The organism is Actinomadura sp. 21ATH, assembly GCF_041951345.1.
GTDB lineage: Bacteria > Actinomycetota > Actinomycetes > Streptosporangiales > Streptosporangiaceae > Spirillospora.
In genome coordinates this window covers 582,973-602,097 of sequence record NZ_JBGNUR010000002.1, presented here as the reverse complement: position 1 = coordinate 602,097, position 19,125 = coordinate 582,973, and the positions used below count along the sequence as shown (strand labels likewise).

Below are 19,125 nucleotides of genomic sequence, written 5' to 3'. Positions count from 1 at the left end.
CATTGACCTTTTCCGGCCTACGGCGCGCTGCGGACCCGGCGGGCGTTCTCTGCCACTCTGGACTGGGGTGGGCCCAGGCGCCGTCCGCCACGACGGGCGCCGGCGGGGAGGGGGCCCGGCGGCGAGAGGTGACGCCCATGGAGAGCCGGCCTGGCGCGGTGTCCCTGCGCGAGCTGCAGTCCCACGACCCGGCCCGGGTCGGCCCGTACACCCTGGACGCCAAGATCGGCGAGGGGGGCATGGGCGCCGTCTACCTCGGCCGCGGCGCCGACGGCCGCCGCGTCGCCGTCAAGGTCGTCCGGCCGGAGCTCGCCGGCGACCGCGCCTTCGTCGCCCGCTTCAACGACGAGTGCCGCAACGCCGAACGCGTCGCCTCGTTCTGCACCGCCCAGGTCCTGGACCACGGCCAGGACCTCGGCATGGCCTACATGGTCACCGAGTACATCGAGGGCCCGTCGCTCCTCCAGCACATCAACGACCAGGGCACCCTCTCCCCGGGCCTCCTGCACGGCGTCGCCGTCGGCGTGGCGGCCGCGCTGGTCGCCATCCACTCGGCGGGCCTCGTCCACCGCGACCTCAAGCCCAGCAACGTGCTGCTCTCGATCTCCGGCCCCCGCGTCATCGACTTCGGCATCGCCCGCGCCCTCGACATGGCCACCTCCCACACCGCCACCGGCCAGGTCGTCGGCACCCCCGGCTACATCGCCCCCGAGCAGATCCTCACGCAGAAGATCACCCCCGCCGTGGACGTCTTCGCCTGGGGCTGCCTGATCGCCTACGCCGCCAACGGCCGCAACCCGTTCGGGCAGGGCTCCATCCAGGTCATGGTCGGCCGCGCCCTGCACGCCGACCCCGAACTCGGCGCCCTCACCGACCCCCTGGCCGCCCTCGTCCGCGCCGCCCTCGGCAAGGAGCCCGAGACGCGCCCCACCGCCCAGGAACTGCTCCTCAGCCTGGTCGGCGGCGGCGCCGGCGAATCCGAGGTCACCACCACCCTCGGCGAATCCTGGACGACCCCGCCCGCCCCGCGCCGTCCCACCCCCGACCGCGCCCCCACCCCGCCCCCTCCGGACCGGACCTCGACGCCTCCGCCCGCGGCCGCATCCCCCGCGGGGCCGCCGTCCCCACCGTCGGCAGGCGCCGCGCCCCCTCGAAACCCGGCACCGTCCCCTCCGGCCCCCGCCCCGTCACCTCCGGTCGCGGCGTTCCCCCCTCCAGGACCGGAGCCCTCGCCCGCGGCGAGCGCCGCACCGTCTTCGAGCCCGGCGCCGTCCCCTCCGGCCCCGGCGTCCCCGCCTCCAGGGCCGGCGCCATCGCCCCCGGCGGGGGCCGCGCAGTCTCCGAGTCCGGCGCCGTCCGTCCCGGCCCCGGCGTCCTCGCCCGGGGGGTCGGCGCGGTCTTCGAGCCCGGCGGCATCGCCTCTGGGCCCGGCCGCATCGCCTTCAGGAGCGGCGTTCTCGCCTCCGGCCGGTGCCGCGCCGTCTTCGAGCCCGGCGTCATCGCGTTCGGGGGGACGGGGGGCAGAGGTTCGGCAGGAGGCCGGGGCGGGTTCGCGGGCCGCGGCGGAACCGGGGACGGAGCCGGCCGGGGAGACCGTCACCGATCCGGCGGCGTACCGGCCCGGGCCCGTGCAGGCGCCTCCGGCGCGGCCGGGGAGGCCGGGGCGGCGGCGGAACGTGCTCGTCGCGGGGGCCGTGGCGGGCGTCGGGGTCGTGCTGGCCGGTGCGGGGCTGCTGGCGGCGATGCTGGGGGACGAGCCCGCCAAGCGCGCGCCCGCGGCGCAGCCCGAGGGGCCGCCCGTCGAGCCGATGCTGGTACGGATCGACACCAAGGCGGGATGGCCCGAGGAGTGCCACGGCGACATCGGCACGTACACGCCGGGCCAGGACGCGGCCGTCCCGCTGGTCACCGGGAACGCGTGCGACATGCTGCCGGAGCGTTCGCCCGACGGGAGGACGGTCGCGTTCACCCGCAGGAGCGGGGACCGTAACGAGGCGTGGCTCGTCAACGCGGACGGCAGTGACCCCAGGAGGGTGACCGACCGGCTCGCCGGGGGACGGGTCGCCTGGTCGCCGGACGGAAGGCGGCTCGCCTTCATGGGCAAGGAGGGCGGCGTACGGCAGATCTACACGATCACGATCGGGGAGACCGCGCCCAGGCGGCTGACGTCGGACGGGGCGGACAAGGACGATCCGATGTGGTCGTCCACCGGGCGGCTGGCGTTCTGGAGCAAGCGGGACGGGACGCAGGCGATCTTCACGCTCGACCCGCGGAATCCCGGCGCCTGGCAGAAGGTGACCACCGACGGCGTGGCCGCCGCCGACCCCGAGTGGTCACCGGACGGCACGAAGATCGCCTACACGCGGGGCGCCTACCCGGAGGCGGACGTGTGGGTGGTGAACGCCGACGGTTCCGGCGCGCGCCGGGTGACGGCGGGCGCGGAGCACGAGATGGACGCCGCGTGGTCCCGGGACGGCAAGTGGATCTGCTACGCGCGCGGCCCGTACGAGAAGCCCGAGATCCGCACGGTCAAGGCGGACGGCACCGGCGACCGCCCGTTCGGCCCCAAGACCGGAACGGTGGGCCACCCCAGCTGGTCCTGACGCCGCGTCAGTGGAAGTTGCGGGCCTTCACGCGGCCGGGGACGGGAAGGCGCCGCAGGCGGGTGGCGCGGACGTTGGTGACGCCGTCGGCGCGTTCGAGCCGCCCGTTCACGAGGAGGGCCTGGGAGTCGAGGGCGAGAGCGCGGTGGCGCCGGAACACCTGCGGCGGGCAGACCACGTTCAGGATGCCGGTCTCGTCCTCCAGCGTCATGAAGACCATGCCGCCGGCGGTCGGCGGCCGCTGCCGGTGCGTGACGAGCCCCGCGACGACGACGTTGGTCTCGGCGGGCACGGCGGGGAGGCCCCTGGACGGGGTCGCGCCGAGTTCGTCCAGGGCCTCGCGCACGTGGGCCATGGGATGGGTGTGCGAGACGCCCGTCGACCAGAGGTCGGCCAGGGTCTCCTCCACGGCGGTCATGGGCGGGAGCGCGGGGGCGGCGGCTCCCGGGGTGACGTTCCTGAGCTGCCCCGGGCCGGTGCCCGCCAGGGCGCCCGCCGCCCAGAGGGCCTCGCGCCGGGAGAGCGGCGCGCCCCCGTCGTGGACGGGCAGCGACCCGAACGCCCCGGCCGTCGCGAGGGCCTCCAGGGCGGGCGTCGGGAGGCGCACGCGGCGGGCGAGGTCCTCCATGCTCGTGTACGGGCGCCCCGCCGCGATGGCCGCGGCCGTGTCCTCGCCCAGGTTGCGGATCCCGTTCAGGCCGAGGCGGATCGCCGGCTGGGGCCGGGACGGCGCGTGCGGGTGCGCGCTGGTGACGGGAAGGGGTTCCTCCAGGGTGGGGTGGACTCCGCTGGCGTTGACGTCCGCGCCCCGCACCTCGACGCCGTGGCGGCGCGCGTCCTCCAGGAGGGTCTGCGGGCTGTAGAAGCCCATGGGCTGGTTCCGGACGAGCGCCGCCGTGAAGGCCGCCGGGTAGTGCCGTTTGACGTACGAGCTGGCGTAGACGAGGTGCGCGAAGCTCTGCGCGTGGGATTCGGGGAAGCCGAAGCCGGTGAAGCCGAGGATCTTCTCGTAGACGTCCTCGGCTATGCGGGACGGGATGCCGCGTTCGGCCATGCCGTCGAGGAGCCGCTGCCTGAGGCGCTCGACGCGTTCCGGCGCGCGCTTGGCGCCCATCGCCTGCCGCAGCTCGTCGGACTCGGCGGGCGTGAACCCCGCGCAGTCCACGGCGAGCTGCATCATCTGCTCCTGGAAGAGCGGCACGCCGAGGGTACGGGCGAGGGCGCTCTCCATGAGGGGGTGCGGGCAGGCGGCGGCCTCCTTCCCCTTGCGGCGGCGCAGGTAGGGATGCACCGAGCCGCCCTGGATGGGGCCGGGACGGATGAGCGCGACCTCCACGACCAGGTCGTAGAACTCCCTCGGCCGCAGGCGGGGCAGCGTGGCCATCTGCGCCCGCGACTCGACCTGGAACACCCCGACCGTGTCGGCGTCGCCGAGCATCTCGTACACCTCGGGGTCGTCCGGCGGGATCGACTGGAGGTCGTACCGCACGCCGTGGTGCTCGGCCACCAGGTCGAAGCAGTCGTGCAGGGCCGCGAGCATGCCCAGCCCCAGCAGGTCGAACTTCACCAGCCCGGCCGCCGCGCAGTCGTCCTTGTCCCATTGCAGGACGCTCCGTCCCGGCATGGTGGCCCACTCGATCGGGCAGATCTCGCCGACCGGCCGGTCCGCGATCACCATGCCGCCGGAGTGGATGCCGAGGTGGCGCGGCAGCGCCAGCATCCGCTCCGCCAGGGCGGTCACCGTCGCGGGGATCTCGTTCTCCGCCCCGACGGGGTCGCGCGTGTCGATGCCGCGCGACCAGGCGTCCTGCTGGCCGGGCGAGAAGCCCAGCGCGCGGGCCGCGTCCCGGACGGCCATCCGCGGCCGGTAGCTGATCACGTTGGCGACCTGCGCGGTGCACTCGCGCCCGTACTTGCGGTAGACGTACTGGATCGCCTCCTCGCGGCGGCGGTGCTCGATGTCGAGGTCGATGTCGGGCGGGCCGTCCCGGCCCGGCGACAGGAACCGCTCGAACAGCAGCCCGTGGTGGACGGCGTCGACGCCCGTGATGCCCAGCGCGTAGCAGACCGCGGAGTTCGCCGCCGAGCCGCGCCCCTGGCACAGGATGTTCGCGCCGCGGCAGAACTCCACGATGTCGTGGACGATCAGGAAGTAGCCGGGGAAGCCGAGCTGCTCGATCACGTCCAGCTCGCGGGCGATCTGCGCGTACGCGCCGGGGACCCGCTCGCTCTCGGGCGGCCCGTACCGTTCCCGCGCGCCGTCCGCGACCAGGCTCCGCAGCCAGCTGGCCTCCGTGTGCCCGTCCGGCACGGGCCACTGCGGCAGCCGCGGCGCCATCACCTGGAAGTCGAACGCGCACGCCCCGGCCAGCTCCACCGTCGCCTCCCGCACGCCCGGGAACCGCGCCAGCCGCGCCGCCATCTCCGCGCCGCTCCGCACGTGCGCCGTGCCGCCCGCCGGAAGCCAGCCCGCCATGTCGTCCAGGCTGCGCCGCGCCCGCACCGCCGCGAGCGCCTGCGCCAGCCGCGCGTCCGCGCCCGGCGCCGCGAAATGCACGTTGTTGGACGCCACCACGCCCGCCCCGGTCCGGCCGGCCAGCTCGAACAGCAGGTCGTTGCGCGGGTCGTCGCCCGGCTGGTCGTGGTCGATCAGCTCGGCGAACACGTTCTCCCGGCCGAACATCTCCATCAGCCGCCGCAGCTCGCGCTCGGCCGCCTCCGGCCCGCCGCCGGCCGCGTCGAGCGCCGCCCGGACGTGCCCCTTGCGGCATCCCGTGAGCACCGCCCACTCGCCGCCGTGGGCGCCGGCCAGCGCCTCCAGGTCGTACACCGGACGGCCCTTCTCCCCGCCCGCCAGCTGCGCCGCCGTGATCGCCGAGCAGAGCCGCGCGTACCCCTCCGGGCTCCTGGCCAGCACCAGCAGGTGCCGCCCCGCCGGATCCGGCTCGCCCGCGCGCGGCCCCCGCAGGCCGATGCTCAGCTCCGCGCCGAACACCGTCCGGATCCCGGCCTCGCCCGCCGCCCGCGCGAACTGCACCGCCCCGTACATGCCGTCGTGGTCGGTGACGGCCATCGTCCCGACCCCGAGCCGCGCCGCCTCCGCCACCAGCGCCGCGGGGTTGCTCGCGCCGTCCAGGAAGCTGAACGACGAATGGCAGTGCAGCTCCGCCCACGCCACGTCCCCCGGCACGACCCGGGACCGCGGAGGCTCGCACGGCGCCGCCGCCCCGGCCTCGGCGCCGCCGCCCCGCCCCCACGACAGGCGCTTCTCGAACTCGCTCCACGGTACGGCCGGGTTGTGCCAGCTAGTCATACGCCGCCTCCACGTGCCAGCGGCCGGACTCCACCGCCAGCAGGTACGCCCGCCCCTCGCCCGTCACCACCTGGAACCGGGCGCGGCGGCGCGCGTGCGCGGCGTCCCACCACCGCTCCACGGCCGGCCACGGCCCCGTCCAGGACGCGACCGGCGCCGCCCGGCCCCCGCCCACCGCGACGTACGCGGGCGGCGCCGACACCGCGCAGCGGGCCGACACCGTGACCGGCGCCCCCGACGCGTCCGTGACCTCGGCCGGCCACGCCCGCTCCGGCACCCGGGACGGCGCCGGCGCGGGAACGCGTCCCGGCCAGGGGCCGCCGGCGCGCTCGCCGGGCGGCAGATCGCCGACCGGCACCCTGACGACCCACTCGCCGGGACCGCGGCCGCCCACCAGCACCGGCCGGGTGATCCCGCCGTGGCCGAGCAGCGCCTGGATCCGGTCGGCGGCCCGCGCGACCCGCTCGGTGACCGCCGTACGCCCCCACAGCGACTCCTGCCGGCCCTCGTCCGGCACGAGCTGATCGGGCGACAGCTCCAGCCACGTCACCCCGCCCCACACCGACCCGTCGACCCGGCCCGCCGACAGCTGCCAGCGCACCCGCTCGGCCACCGCCGTCTCCGACAGCGCCCCGTCGTGCCGCCACAGCCGCCGCAGCACGTGGCCGTCCGCGAACCCCACGTCCACCGCCAGCCGCACGCAGGTCAGCCCGCCCGCGCCCAGCCCCTCGTGCAGCCGGCCCGCCAGCCGCTTGGCCGCGAACACCACCTGCTCGGCCCGCGCCGCCGGCGGATCGAACTCGTCCCGTACGGACAGGTCGGCCGCCGCGGGCGCCGGCGCGACCGGCCGCGGCTCCTCGCCCCGCGCCAGCCGGTGCGCCAGCGCCCCGTCCGGCCCGAACCGTCCCGCCACATGCCCCGCCGGCAGCGCCGCGAAGTCGCCCAGCGTCCGCACGCCCAGCCGCCGCAGCAGATCGGCCAGCTCGGGCCGGTCCAGGACCGACAGCGGGTACGGCGCCAGGAACGCCGCCGCGCCCCCCTCCGCCACGACCGTGCCTCCCTGGTCGCGCGCCGCCAGCTCCGCCGCGAACAGCCCGTCCGCGATCCCCGCGCCGCAGTCGAACCCCGCCTCCACCACCGCGTCCTGCACCAGCAGCCGCAGCGACTCCTCGCCCCCGTAGAAACGTGCCGCACCCCGTGCCGGAACGGCGCACAGCCCCGGCCGCACCACCTCCACCTTGGGCGTCAGCTCCGCCACCGCCTCGGCGACCGACTCGAACAGCCGCCCCTCGGCGTCCCGGTCGCGCTCCCGCACCACCAGCTCCGGGCACCGCCGCTGGGCGTCCCTGATCCGCTGCCCCCGCCGCACGCCGGCCGCCCGCGCCGCCGCGCTGCACGCCGCCACCCGCTGCTCCGCCACGACCGCACCGGGCGTCCCCGCGTCCACCCCGACCGCCGTGACCGGCCAGTCAGGACACCACACGACCAACACCCGACCCACGCTGTATCCCCCGTTCACCTCCGGGGCGCCTTTCGGCGCCGCCTTCCCTCGTCGCTCCTTCGTCGCTCCTCAGTCCAGGCGGCGCCGCGCCCCTCCGGCTCACTGAGGGGGCGGCGGGGTTCATGCGACGACGTCCAGTCTCGGGCGGCCGGAGCGGGGCGGGCGCTCGGCCGGGGTGACGGTGCCGTCGGGGCCGGGGAGCCAGAGCCAGCCGCCCCGCTCCCCGCCGGGGGCGTCCGCCACGACCCGGGCGCGGCGGCCCCGCAGCACCCCGTGCCCGTCGCCCAGGCCGCGCCACTCGGACTCGGCCACCCGCAGCCGGAGCCGCGTCCCCGGCCACTCGCGGGCGTACGCGCCCGTCAGGGCCAGCACGCAGCCGTGCTTGCGGGCCAGCGCCGACAGCCGCCGCACGGCCGGGGCGGCGGGCCGTTCCGCGACGTTCAGCAGGACGAGGTCGACCGCCTCGGCCAGCGCCGCCACCACGTCCGGCCAACGCTCGCCCGGCTCGTCGACCAGCAGCAGGCGCTCGGGAGCGGCGCCCATCCCCGCCGCGGCGGCCAGGCCGAGATCGGGAAGTCCCACGATGGCGCACCACCCTCCTTCGCCTCCCGCCTCGTTCGTTTCGCCTGCCTTGACCGCTTCGCGTGAGGCCCCGGCGACCAGCGCCAGACCCAGTGACGCCGAGCCGGGACCGGCCACGCCAACCACCGACCCGGGCCGCAGCCCGCCCGGCAGCAGCGGGCGCAGCGCGGGCAGCACGGGAAGGCCGGCGCGCGGCGCGTCCAGCGGCGCCCCCGCCAACGCCGCGTCCGCCACGCCGCCTCCTTCCCGAGCCGCACCCAATTTCGAACACAGATTCGATCCGTGTCAAGTCGTCGCAGGTCACAAGGCTGCGGAAAGCCTTACGGCGTCGGGGAAAACTGATTTTCACCGACCCGCGGGCGAGGCGCGGCCGCCGGCGCTCGGTAGCGTGGGGACGCGAAACGGGAGATTCGGGAGCGGGCGTGGCGAACGACATCAGGGCCGTGGCATGGACCGGCGACGGCCTGCGGCTCATCGACCAGACCGTCCTGCCCGGCCGCGTCGAGCATCTCGACGTCCGCGACACCGCGACGCTGGTCGACGCGATCCAGCGGCTCGCCGTACGGGGCGCGCCCGCCCTGGGCGTCGCGGGCGCGTTCGGGGTCGCCGTCGCCATGCTCGAAGCCGAGCGGAAGCGCTGGCCGGACGCGGAACGGGACGCCGCGATCGCCCGCGTCCGCTCCGCCCGCCCGACCGCGGTCAACCTCGCCGCCGGCGTCGACCGGGTGCTGCCCCTGATGCCCGAGGGCGTCGCCGCCGTGCTCGCCGAGGCCCAGGCCCTGCTGGACGAGGACGTGCGCGGCAACCGGGCGATCGGGCGGCTCGGCGCCGACTGGATCCTCGCCCGTACCGGCGAACGGCCACTCCGCGTCCTCACCCACTGCAACGCCGGGGCGCTCGCCACGGCCGGATGGGGGACCGCGCTCGGCGTGGTCCGCGAGCTCCACGACCGCGGCCGGGTCGAGCTCGTCTACGCCGACGAGACACGCCCCCTGCTCCAGGGCACCCGCCTCACCGCCTGGGAACTGCGCCAGGCGGGCATCCCGTACCGCGTCCAGACCGACGGCGCCGCGCCGAGCACCATCCTGCGCGGGCTGGTCGACGTGGCCGTCATCGGCGCCGACCGGATCGCGGCGAACGGCGACACCGCCAACAAGATCGGCTCGCTCGGGGTGGCGCTGGCCTGCGCCGACGCGGGCATCCCGTTCGTCGTCGCGGCCCCCTGGAGCACCGTCGACCCGGCAACGCCGACCGGCGCGGGCATCCCGATCGAGGAGCGCGCCGCCGGCGAGGTCCTGAACGGCGCCGCCCCCGAGGGCGCGAGCGCGTTCAACCCGGCGTTCGACGTCACCCCGGCCCGCCTGGTCACGGCGCTGGTCACCGAGACCGGTGTGCTGGAGGTCTCGGCGGGTAGGACACCGCTCGCCTGACAGACAGGAGCCTCCGATGGGACTCACCGTCGCCGTGACCGGCCCCACCGGCGAGATAGGCACCTCGGTGGTCCGCGCCCTGGAACGCGACGGCCGCGTCGACCGCGTCCTCGGCATGGCCCGCCGCCCGTTCGACCCGGCCGCGCGCGGGTGGACCACGACCGCGTACCGGCAGGGCGACATCCTCGACCGCGCCGCCGTCGACGCCCTCGTCGCCGGCGCGGACGTCGTCGTCCACCTGGCGTACGTCATCGTGGGCTCCCACAAGGAGAGCGAACGGATCAACCTGTCCGGCACCCGCAACGTCTTCGAGGCCACCGCGTCGGCCGCCCGCCCCGGACGCCTCGTCTACACCTCCTCCGTGGCCGCGTACGGCTACCACAAGGACAATCCCAGCCCCATCACCGAGGACGTCCCGGCCCGCGGCTCCCGCGAGCACTACTACTCGGCGCAGAAGGCCGCCTGCGAACGCCTCCTGGCGGAGACCACCGCCGGCCTGGAGACCTACGTGCTGCGCCCCTGCGTCGTCGTGGGTCCCGAGGCCACCGTCCTCCTGCGGAGCATGCCGTGGGAGCAGGCGGCCCGGCGCATCCCGGAACCGCTCCGCCGCCTGCTCGGCGCCGTTCCCGGGATGCACCCCGTCCTGCCCGACCCCGGCACTCCCTTCCAGCTGGTCCACCAGGACGACGTGGCGGCCGCCGTGGCCGCCGCCGTCGCCGCCGACGGCCCGCCCGGCGCGTACAACCTGGCCGGCGACGGCGAGATCACCGTCACGGACTTCGCCCGCGCGATCGGCGCCTACGCCGTCCCCGTCCCCGGCGAGCTGGTCGGCCTCACGGCCGAACTCGTCGACGCCCTCCCCGCCATGCCCGCCCAGGCGGAGTGGATCCACGCCGTCCGCCACCCGATGACGGTCGACACCACCAAGGCCCGCCGCGACCTCCACTGGACCCCCGCCCACACGACCCGCGAGGCCCTCCAGACCATGACGCGGCGCTAGGGCACCGTCCCGGATTCGCCGGAAATCGGTGCGCCGGGGATGTCGAGAACGCGTCGAGGGCTCCGTCCCAGGGGCAGACACGGCCCGCGACGGGCCGTCCGACCGACGGAGGAACGACCATGGACGCGCACCGGCTCACCGAGATCCTGAACCGGCCGCTCAGCCGGGAGCTGCTGGACCGCGACCTCACCCGCCTGGCCTACGTCGCCGAGGACGGCACGCCGCGCGCCATCCCGATCGGGTTCACCTGGAACGGCACGGAGATCGTCATGTGCACCTCCACGAACGCGCCGAAGCTCCGGTCCCTGCGCGCGAACCCGATGGTCGCCCTGACCATCGACACCGAGGTGCACCCGCCGAAGATCCTGCTCGTCCGCGGCCGGGCCGAGCTGGACCGCGTCGAGGGCATCCCGGACGAGTACCTGCAGATGAACGGCAGCTACCAGATGACCCCCGAGCAGCGGGTCGAGTGGGAGGCCGAGGTCCGCTCGCTCTACGACGGCATGGTCCGCATCGTCGTGACCCCGACCTGGGCGAAGCTGATCGACTTCGAGACGACGCTGCCGAGCGCGGTCGAGGAGCTGGTCCGGCGGCGGGAGGAACGCTCGCGCTCCTGATGGGCTCCGGCCTCCGCCGGAACCGGCGGCCCGCTCAGGGGCCGCCGCCGAAGGCGAGCCCGTCGCCGCCCGGGTCGCGGTAGATCACCTTGGTCGTGCCGTTCCCGTAGGTCTCGCGCTCCGCCGGTTCGAGGCCGCGCCGCAGTGCTCCCACACCGTTCGCGGCACCTCCTGGAGGCGCTGAGGCGGGCTCGCCGTCATCGGGGAACGGCTTCGCCTCCGGCCTCGGTGGGTGCTCTGGTGTCGGGACGGCCCTTCTCGTAGGTGGTCAGGGGCGTGGCCAGGCCCAGCGGGGCCAGGAGGAGTTCGGTGATCAGGGCTCTCCAGGCGTAGTAGGTGTTGACGGCTCTGGTCGCGTACACGCAGGGGAGGTTGACCAGGACCTGCCGGTACGGGATGCGGCGGCGGCGGGCGGCGTAGAGGAGCGGGGGCGTCAGGAGGAGCAGCTCGGTGGCGGCCCACCAGGCGAGGGCCTCGGGAAGGGGGACGTGCCAGGCGTGCACCAGCAGGACCGGGGCGGCCCACCAGAGCGGGGCCAGCAGGATCTCCAGGACGGCCAGGCAGACCCAGAGGGCGAGGAGGGGTTTGCGGACGAGCAGGCGCGGCAGGTGGAGGCGGACGTTCTGGAAGAAGCCGGCCATCCAGCGGCGGACCTGCTTCCGGAGGTAGGGCAGGGTCTCGGGGTCGGCGGCCCAGGCGACGGCGGCGCCGACGTAGCGGGCCTGGTGGCCGGCGATCTGGGCGGTCCAGGTGAGGTCCATGTCCTCGACGATGGTGCGTTCCGGGAAGCCGCCGTACGCGAGGAGGACGTCGCGGCGGAACGCCGAGCAGCAGCCGGAGCAGACCATCGGGCTGCGGGCGCCGGCCTGGATGGGGCGGTGGAAGTGGAAGCCGAAGAGGTACTCGATGGAGCGGCCCCGCTCCCAGACGGTGCGGGTGCGGCGGGTCTGGACGTTGCCCGCGGCGATGGCGACGGCGGGGTCGTCGAACGCGGGCGCGAGGCGTTCGATGTAGTCGGGGGCGAGGACGGTGTCGGCGTCGACGGCGAGGACGAGGTCGCCGCGGCAGCGGGGGAGGGCGTGGTTCTGGGCGCGGGCCTTGCTGCCCAGGTTGCGGGGCGGGCGCAGGACGGTGGCGCCGTACGAGCGGGCGACGTCGCCGGTGCGGTCGGCGGAGCCGTCGTCGACGACGATGATCTCGTCGGCGGGGACGGTCTGGGCCAGCAGGGAGCGGAGGGTGGCGGGGAGGCCCTCCTCCTCGTTGTGGGCCGGGACGATGACCGAGATCTTCATCGCCGGCCCCGGGACGCGCGGACGGCCAGGGTGAGGAGCCAGACGGCGCCGTAGACGAGCGTGCTGATGCCGGGTACCGGTCCGGGCATTTCGTTCCCCTTTCTCGAATGCGTTGCCAGGCCATCGTCGGATTCGCGGGGTGCGGGCGCCCAGGGGCTCCGGGAATTGTGGATAACCTCGCCGCCCACGGGCTCGGCGCTTTTCGGGAAGTGTCGGCGGCGATGCGTACAATCTGGCGGCATGGCGGAGCTGGAGGCGGTTCTCGAACGGGTCACGTACGCGAACGAGGACACCGGCTACACCGTCGCCCGGGTGGCGACGGACCGGAGCGGCGCCGAGCTGCTGACGGTGGTGGGGGCGCTGCTGGGGGCGCAGGTCGGGGAGAGCCTGCGGCTGACGGGGCGCTGGCGGTCGCATCCCAAGTACGGGCGCCAGTTCGAGGTCGAGTCGTACACGACGGTGCTGCCCGCGACGCTGCAGGGCATCAGGCGCTACCTCGGGTCCGGGATGATCAAGGGGATCGGGCCGGTGATGGCCGACCGGATGGTGTCCCACTTCGGGACGGACATCCTGCGGATCATCGAGGAGGAGCCCGGCCGGCTGGTCGAGGTGCAGGGGCTCGGGCCCAAGCGCACCAAGCGGATCGGGGAGGCGTGGGAGGAGCAGAAGGCCATCAAGGAGGTCATGGTCTTCCTCCAGGGCGTCGGCGTGTCGACGTCCCTGGCCGTGCGCATCTACAAGCAGTACGGGGACGGCTCGGTCGGCACGGTGCGGCGGGAGCCCTACCGGCTGGCCGCCGACGTGTGGGGGATCGGGTTCAAGACCGCCGACACGATCGCGCAGGCGGTCGGCATCCCGCACGACAGCCCGGAGCGCATCAAGGCCGGCCTGCAGTACACGCTCTCCGAGGCCGCCGATGACGGGCACTGCTTCCTGCCCGAGCCCAACCTGGTCACGGCGGCGGAGAAGATCCTCGGCGTCGGCCGGGAGCTGATCGGCCCCGCGCTGGACGAGCTGGTCCGGGAGGAGGGCGTCGTACGGGAGCAGGTGCCCGGCAGTGACGGGACGACGGTTCCGGCCGTGTACCTGGTGCCGTTCCACAGGGCGGAGCGTTCCCTCGCGAACGGGCTCCGGGAGCTGCTGGAAGCCGGCCACGACCGGCTGAAGGCGTTCGCCGACGTCGACTGGGACCGGGCGCTGGCGTGGCTGCGGACGAAGACGGGCGCGGACCTGGCGCCCGAGCAGGAGGAGGCGGTGCGGCTGGCGCTGACCTCGAAGGTCGCGGTGCTGACGGGCGGCCCGGGCTGCGGCAAGAGCTTCACCGTACGGTCGGTCGTGGAGCTGGCGGCGGCGAAGAAGGCCAGGATCGTGCTGGTGGCGCCGACGGGCCGGGCGGCCAAGCGGCTGGCGGAGCTGACCGGGCACGAGGCGGCGACCGTGCACCGGCTGCTCCAGTTGCAGCCGGGCGGGGACGCCAAGTTCGATCTCGACAACCCGCTGGACGCCGATCTGGTGGTGGTCGACGAGAGCTCGATGGTCGATCTGATCCTGGCGAACAAGCTGGTCAAGGCGGTTCCGCGGGGCGCCCACCTGCTGCTGGTGGGCGATGTCGACCAGCTGCCCTCGGTGGGCGCCGGGGAGGTGCTGGCCGATCTGCTGGCGGCCGAGGCGGTGCCCCGGGTACGGCTGACGAGGATCTTCCGGCAGGCGCAGGAATCGGGGATCGTGGTCAATGCGCACCGGGTGAATTCCGGCGAGCATCCTCATACCAAGGGTTATCCGGATTTCTTTATGTTCCCGTGCGACGAGCCCGAGCCGACCGCGGAATTGACGGTGGACGTCGTCGCCAACCGGATCCCGCGCAGATTCGGTGTCGATCCGCGCCGCGACGTCCAGGTGCTGGCGCCCATGCACCGGGGGCCGGCGGGGGCGGGCGCCCTCAACGGGCTGCTGCAGGAGGCGCTGACGCCGCACGCCGAGAACCGGCCCGAGCGGCGGTACGGCGGCCGCGTGTTCCGGGTGGGCGACAAGGTCACCCAGCTCCGCAACAACTACGACAAGGGCGAGGCCGGCGTGTTCAACGGGACGGTCGGCGTCGTCACGGCCGTCTCCCTGGAGGAGCACTCGCTGACGGTGCGGACCGACGAGGACGAGAGCATCGACTACGCCTTCGACGAGCTGGACGAACTGGCGCACGCGTACGCCATCACCATCCACCGCTCGCAGGGGAGCGAGTATCCGGCCGTGGTCATACCGCTCACCACCAGCGCGTGGATGATGCTGCGGCGCAACCTGCTCTACACGGGCATCACGCGGGCGAAGAAGCTCGTCGTCCTGGTCGGGTCGCGCCGGGCGCTGGCGGCCGCCGTGCGCACCGCGGGGGCGGGGCGCAGGCATACGGCGCTGACGCACCGCCTGGACTCATCCCTTGAGGGACAGGCGGTCCAGGCGTAGGCCGGTGAACGGGTCCGCCGTGACGCCGCGCACGCGTTCGGACCACACGAAGTGGTCGTGGGCCGACCACAGGGGCATCGGCGCCATGTCGCGCAGCAGCGCCGACTCGGCGAGCCGGGCGGGGACCACGCCGTTCTCGGGCGCCGGCGCGCGCTCGGCCTGGGCGATCAGGCCGGAGGCGTAGCCGTCCGCCTGCCCGGCGCCCGTCTCCAGGAGCGGACGCAGGGCTGCCACCGGCGCGGGGTAGGGGGCGGTCGAGTGGACGACGAAGGGGCCGTCCAACTTGCGCTCGTCCAGCGCCGCGCGCAGTTCGGCGGGCTCCACGTCGCGCGGCTGCACGTCGATGGTGAGCCCCTTGCGCAGCTGCTCCGCGAGGGCCTCCACCCAGGGGGAGTCGGCGGGGGAGTGCCAGAGGGTGAGCGTGCCCTTGAACCCTCCGGCATCGGTCCATGCGGCCGCGGCGGCCTTCGCGTCGTGCACGCACAGGCGGCATTGGCCCTCGCGGCTCCCGAACCGGATCCCCGGCGGGATCAGGGAATCGGCGGGCGTCGCCTGATGGCCGAGCGCGCCCTCGGTCACGGCGCCCCGGTCGATGGCCATCGACAGGGCCTGGCGGATGGCGGGGGTGAAGCGCTCCTCCCAGGAGGGGAACGCCAGGTACGTCATCGTCCGGCCGGGCAGCGTGAGGTGCCTGCCGCGGAACTCGGTGTCCATCGTCTCGTGCCGGCCGGCGGGGACGGCCGTCGCGACGTCCAGGTCCTCCAGCTCGACGGCGGCGTACTGCTTCGCCGCGTCCGGCATCGCCTTCACCGCGACGGTACGGGCGCCGGGCCGTTCGAGAACGGTCTCCCCGGGCCCGTGCGAAGCGATCCTGAACGGGCCGTTGCCCACGGGACGCCGCCCGTACGACGCCCAGTCCCGCGACCGGAGAACGCCGTCGGGCATCGGCAGGAACGCCGGATCGCCCAGCAGGGAGGGGAAGCCGTTGAGGGGCTCGTCCAGCGTCACCTCGAAGGTGCGGTCGTCCTTGACGACCAGGCCGTCGATCCCCTTGCCCGCCTTGCCGCGCGGTTCCGCGCCCTTCACCCGGGCGACGTCGGTGAGCATCGGCGCGCCGTGCCAGCCCTCGCGGACGACCGCCGTCCACGCCTCGGTGAACGAGCGCGCGGTGACGGGCGAGCCGTCATGGAACCGCCCGCCCTGCCGCAGCCGCACGGTCCACACCCGCCGGTCCTCGGAGGTGACGGACTCCGCGGCGGCCATGACGGGGGAGCCGGTACGCGGGTCGCGGGTCACCAGCCCGGTCCAGACGGCACCGGCGATCATCCGGCCGGTGGCGTCCCGGACGTCGCCGGGGACGAGCGTGGCGGCCGGCGCGGCACCGACCGTGAGCCGCGGGTCGCCCGGGTCCCGCATGGCCTTCATGGCCGCCACCGGCGCCACCAGCATCACCACGGCCCCGGTGACCAGGGCGGCGGTGCGCGTGACGCTGTTCAAGGGCGGCTCCCGGCTGGTGTTCCTCCGACGCCGGTGAGGGTACGGCACCAGCGGCCGGATCCGGAAGGGCGCCGGCGGGCCGGGGCCGGGCACGGGCCCGCCACCTGCTGCGGCGGTGCCCGCCCACAGTCGGAGGCCGGTTGTTTTGTGAGTCATCGCCGATTGATCACGAACGTCGCACCGTTCACACTTGGCTCGGCGACATCCGCTCGACCCCGTTCGACGTGCCCGACCGTTTCCGCTCTCCGTGGAGGTACGCGATGCTCCCGCGCACGACGCTCCCCAGCAGCCGGGCCGGGCGGCTGCTGTTCGGCCCGGCCGCGATCGCGTCGGCCGCGGTGGTCGCGGCGGCCGGAGCGGCGTGGGCCTGCCCTCCCGAGCCGGGAAACCAGAGCGTCCGGGTGAACGGCGCCGTCCAGGCCCAGAGCGAGGGCCGGGACGCCGGAGCCCATGCGGGCCACGCGCCGCGCTCGGCCGGCGGGGCGGCCGAGGACGATCCCGGCGCGATGAAGGGCGTCCGCCACGTCGGCAACGTGCCGGCCCCCAAGGAGTCCACCTCGCTGGTCTTCATGGACTACGGCAAGGGGCCGCACAAGCGCACCATCATGTACGTGACGGGGCGGTTCGGCATGAAGGGGTACGACGTCACCGCCGACCCCCGCAACCCGAAGCTGGTGGGCACGTTCGACCTCCCCGGCTACTGGCAGGGCGAGGACACCGAGGCCGACCACAAGCGGAAGATCATCTATCTGTCCCGCGACCCCCGGGCGTTCGGCGGCAACACCGACACCGGCGAGTCGGGCGTGTACGTCATCGACGTCTCCAAGCCGGAGAGCCTCCGGCAGATCGCCTACCAGGTGATCCCGGCCGGGCACACGACGTCCTGCGTCAACGACTGCCGCTACCTGTGGACGGGCGGCCCGGCCAAGGCGGAGTGGATGCCCGCCGACTGGGGCGGCCGCCCCGTCTGGGTGACCGACGTGCGGGACCCGCGCAGGCCGAAGGTGTTCAAGAAGCCCATCGACACCGGCCGCAACGACGGCAAGACCGACTACACGCACGACATCCAGGTCGACTCCAGCGGGATCGCCTGGGCGTCGGGGCGCGGCGGCGTGCGCGGCTACCACACCAGCGGCCGCCACTACGACCCGGTGCGGAAGCGCCACCGCGTCGCCACCGCGTGGGACCCCGTGCCCTACGCGGGCGGCGGCATCGACGAGGCCAGCACGAACTCCTCGTTCATGCACAACAGCTTCCGCGCGGTGGGCCGCACCCGGGACCAGGGGCCGGACCCGCGCGAGTGGGGCGACGGGCAGACGCTCATCGTCACCGAGGAGACCTTCAACGACGGATGCGCCAACGACGGCCTGCTCGTCATCGCGTCCCTCAAGGGCTCCTACGGCGGCCAGGGCTGGCGCTCGACGCCGGAGAGGCCGTTCCGCCTGCGCACTCTGGGGACGTGGAGCGTCGCGGGCCAGGAGGGCACCAGGGCGAACGCGGAGGAGTGCTCGGCGCACTACTTCGACATCGAGGACGGCGTGCTGGCGCAGGCGTTCTACAACCAGGGCACCCGGTTCATCGACGTGCGCGACCCCACGAACCCGCGCCAGATCGCCTACTTCCGGCCCGCCGACGCCTACACGTGGGCGTCCTACTACCACCGCGGCCGCGTCTACGTGGCCGACCACAACCGGGGGATCGACATCCTCGAGCCCACCTTCCGTTAGGCGGACGATCGTGCCTGCAGCCAGCTTCCGCGCGGCCCGCTCCCTCGCGGCCGGGTTCTCCGTGCTCGCCCTGTCGGCGGGCGTGCTGAGCGTTCCGGCGAACGCGTCCCCGCCGGGCGCCGCCCTCCCCGCTGTACAGCGGGAGGGGCAGGAGGGCGTCCGCCTGCACACCAACGCGGAGCTCGCGCGCGCTCTCAAGCGGATCGAGCGCGCGTCCCATGGGCGCGTGGACGTGCGCAGCATCGGGACGAGCAACCAGGGGCGCCCGATCTGGTTCGCCACCGTCGGCACCGGCCCGACGCGGCTGATGTACGTGACTCAGCAGCACGGCGACGAGCCGCTCGGCACCGAATCGGCCCTGGACGCGCTGCGCACCCTGGGCCTGAAGAACGACCGGGCCTCCCGCCACCTGCGTGCGAAGGTGACCCTGGGCATCGTCGTCCGGGCCAACCCGGACGGCCACCATCACCGGTGGCGCTACAACTACGACCCGGACGCGCGGCCCGAGTACGGGGAGCCCGGCAAGGGCTACGACATCAACCGCTACCACGACCCGGCCGTACGGCCCGAGGACAACCCGGTGCCCGAGGCGGCGGCGATCCAGCGCCGGTACGCGTCGTTCCGGCCGGCGGTCATGGTCGACTACCACATGCAGGGCCGGTACGCCTTCCCGCCGCCGGACGGCCGGGAGATCACCACCTCGATCCTGTGGCCGACCAACCCGGCCGTGCCCGCGGACGCGCTCAAGCGCTCCAAGCAGGTCGGCGTGCGCGTGTACGACGCGTTCACCAGGGTCGGCGCGGTCGTGTCGCAGTATCCGGGCGGCTCCTACGAGGGGATCGCGCGCAACGCCTACGGGCTGCGCGGCGCCGCCTCGCTGCTCGTGGAGCTGAGCGCCCTTCCTCCGGAACGGGAGCGCTTCCAGGTCCGGACGGCCTACGTCTCCATGGTGGATCTCGCGCATGCCGCGGCGGCGGGGGCGCTCGGCCGCATCGACCCGGCCCGCGCCGACCGGATCCCGCCGCGCGGCCCGGCGCTCCCTGATGACGGCGGCGCGTCGTCCAAGGCGGCCCAGGACCACGACCACGAGGACGCGGCCTAGAGCAAGG

12 protein-coding genes are annotated in these 19,125 nt (G+C 74.7%); 7 read left to right on the top strand and 5 right to left on the bottom strand.

Annotated features, from left to right (window positions below; all coding sequences use genetic code 11):
- Nucleotides 1-137 precede the first annotated feature (137 nt).
- A complete protein-coding gene (locus tag ACA361_RS09295; RefSeq protein ID WP_375011419.1) occupies nucleotides 138-2,603 on the top strand; it encodes a protein kinase in 2,466 nt (821 codons plus the stop codon).
- Nucleotides 2,604-2,610: 7 nt separating this feature from the next.
- Here ACA361_RS09295 and ACA361_RS09290 read toward each other — a convergent pair whose 3' ends face one another.
- From ACA361_RS09290 to ACA361_RS09280, 3 genes are all read right to left on the bottom strand, one after another.
- Nucleotides 2,611-5,916, bottom strand: coding sequence for an error-prone DNA polymerase (locus ACA361_RS09290; protein ID WP_375011418.1), 3,306 nt, complete (start codon nucleotides 5,914-5,916; stop codon nucleotides 2,611-2,613).
- Entirely contained in the window at nucleotides 5,909-7,417 is a 1,509-nt protein-coding gene (locus tag ACA361_RS09285) for a DNA polymerase Y family protein (protein ID WP_375011416.1), read from the bottom strand. Before ACA361_RS09285 ends, ACA361_RS09290 begins: the two co-directional genes overlap by 8 nt.
- 120 nt (nucleotides 7,418-7,537) lie before the next feature.
- A complete protein-coding gene (locus ACA361_RS09280) occupies nucleotides 7,538-8,233 on the bottom strand; it encodes a hypothetical protein (RefSeq protein ID WP_375011415.1) in 696 nt (231 codons plus the stop codon).
- Between the two features lie 188 nt (nucleotides 8,234-8,421).
- On the opposite strand from ACA361_RS09280, the gene mtnA reads away from it, so the two are divergent.
- The 3 genes from mtnA (at nucleotide 8,422) to ACA361_RS09265 (ending at nucleotide 11,046) form a co-directional block, all read left to right on the top strand.
- Nucleotides 8,422-9,429: an S-methyl-5-thioribose-1-phosphate isomerase gene (gene mtnA / locus ACA361_RS09275; protein WP_375011414.1), complete on the top strand. Its 1,008-nt coding sequence runs from the start codon at nucleotides 8,422-8,424 to the stop codon at nucleotides 9,427-9,429.
- 16 nt (nucleotides 9,430-9,445) lie between these two features.
- On the top strand, nucleotides 9,446-10,429 hold the full coding sequence (locus ACA361_RS09270; RefSeq protein ID WP_375011413.1) for an NAD-dependent epimerase/dehydratase family protein: 984 nt from the start codon (nucleotides 9,446-9,448) through the stop codon (nucleotides 10,427-10,429).
- Nucleotides 10,430-10,548: 119 nt separating this feature from the next.
- Nucleotides 10,549-11,046 carry a pyridoxamine 5'-phosphate oxidase family protein gene (locus ACA361_RS09265; RefSeq protein ID WP_375011412.1) on the top strand — a complete coding sequence of 166 codons (498 nt, stop codon included), beginning with the start codon at nucleotides 10,549-10,551 and terminating at the stop codon, nucleotides 11,044-11,046.
- Nucleotides 11,047-11,243: 197 nt separating this feature from the next.
- Here ACA361_RS09265 and ACA361_RS09260 read toward each other — a convergent pair whose 3' ends face one another.
- Nucleotides 11,244-12,338, bottom strand: coding sequence for a glycosyltransferase family 2 protein (locus ACA361_RS09260; RefSeq protein WP_375011411.1), 1,095 nt, complete (start codon nucleotides 12,336-12,338; stop codon nucleotides 11,244-11,246).
- A gap of 240 nt (nucleotides 12,339-12,578) precedes the next feature.
- Between ACA361_RS09260 and ACA361_RS09255 the strand changes: the two genes are divergently transcribed.
- Nucleotides 12,579-14,792 carry an ATP-dependent RecD-like DNA helicase gene (locus tag ACA361_RS09255; protein WP_375011410.1) on the top strand — a complete coding sequence of 738 codons (2,214 nt, stop codon included), beginning with the start codon at nucleotides 12,579-12,581 and terminating at the stop codon, nucleotides 14,790-14,792.
- On the opposite strand, the gene ACA361_RS09250 is transcribed toward ACA361_RS09255, so the two are convergent.
- Nucleotides 14,760-16,289, bottom strand: coding sequence for an ABC transporter substrate-binding protein (locus tag ACA361_RS09250; RefSeq protein WP_375011409.1), 1,530 nt, complete (start codon nucleotides 16,287-16,289; stop codon nucleotides 14,760-14,762). The genes ACA361_RS09255 and ACA361_RS09250 overlap by 33 nt on opposite strands.
- 260 nt (nucleotides 16,290-16,549) lie before the next feature.
- On the opposite strand from ACA361_RS09250, the gene ACA361_RS09245 reads away from it, so the two are divergent.
- On the top strand, nucleotides 16,550-18,016 hold the full coding sequence (locus ACA361_RS09245) for an LVIVD repeat-containing protein (RefSeq protein ID WP_375011408.1): 1,467 nt from the start codon (nucleotides 16,550-16,552) through the stop codon (nucleotides 18,014-18,016).
- Nucleotides 18,017-18,026: 10 nt separating this feature from the next.
- Nucleotides 18,027-19,118: a M14 family zinc carboxypeptidase gene (locus tag ACA361_RS09240; protein ID WP_375011407.1), complete on the top strand. Its 1,092-nt coding sequence runs from the start codon at nucleotides 18,027-18,029 to the stop codon at nucleotides 19,116-19,118.
- Nucleotides 19,119-19,125 lie beyond the last annotated feature (7 nt).

Excerpts from the sequence above, each read along its gene's own strand:
- ACA361_RS09295 (WP_375011419.1), top strand. The coding sequence starts at position 138 with ATGGAGAGCCGGCCTGGCGCGGTGTCCCTGCGCGAGCTGCAGTCCCAC.
- ACA361_RS09290 (WP_375011418.1), bottom strand. The coding sequence starts at position 5,916 with ATGACTAGCTGGCACAACCCGGCCGTACCGTGGAGCGAGTTCGAGAAG.
- ACA361_RS09270 (WP_375011413.1), top strand. The coding sequence starts at position 9,446 with ATGGGACTCACCGTCGCCGTGACCGGCCCCACCGGCGAGATAGGCACC.
- ACA361_RS09265 (WP_375011412.1), top strand. The coding sequence starts at position 10,549 with ATGGACGCGCACCGGCTCACCGAGATCCTGAACCGGCCGCTCAGCCGG.
- ACA361_RS09260 (WP_375011411.1), bottom strand. The coding sequence starts at position 12,338 with ATGAAGATCTCGGTCATCGTCCCGGCCCACAACGAGGAGGAGGGCCTC.
- ACA361_RS09255 (WP_375011410.1), top strand. The coding sequence starts at position 12,579 with ATGGCGGAGCTGGAGGCGGTTCTCGAACGGGTCACGTACGCGAACGAG.
- ACA361_RS09245 (WP_375011408.1), top strand. The coding sequence starts at position 16,550 with ATGCTCCCGCGCACGACGCTCCCCAGCAGCCGGGCCGGGCGGCTGCTG.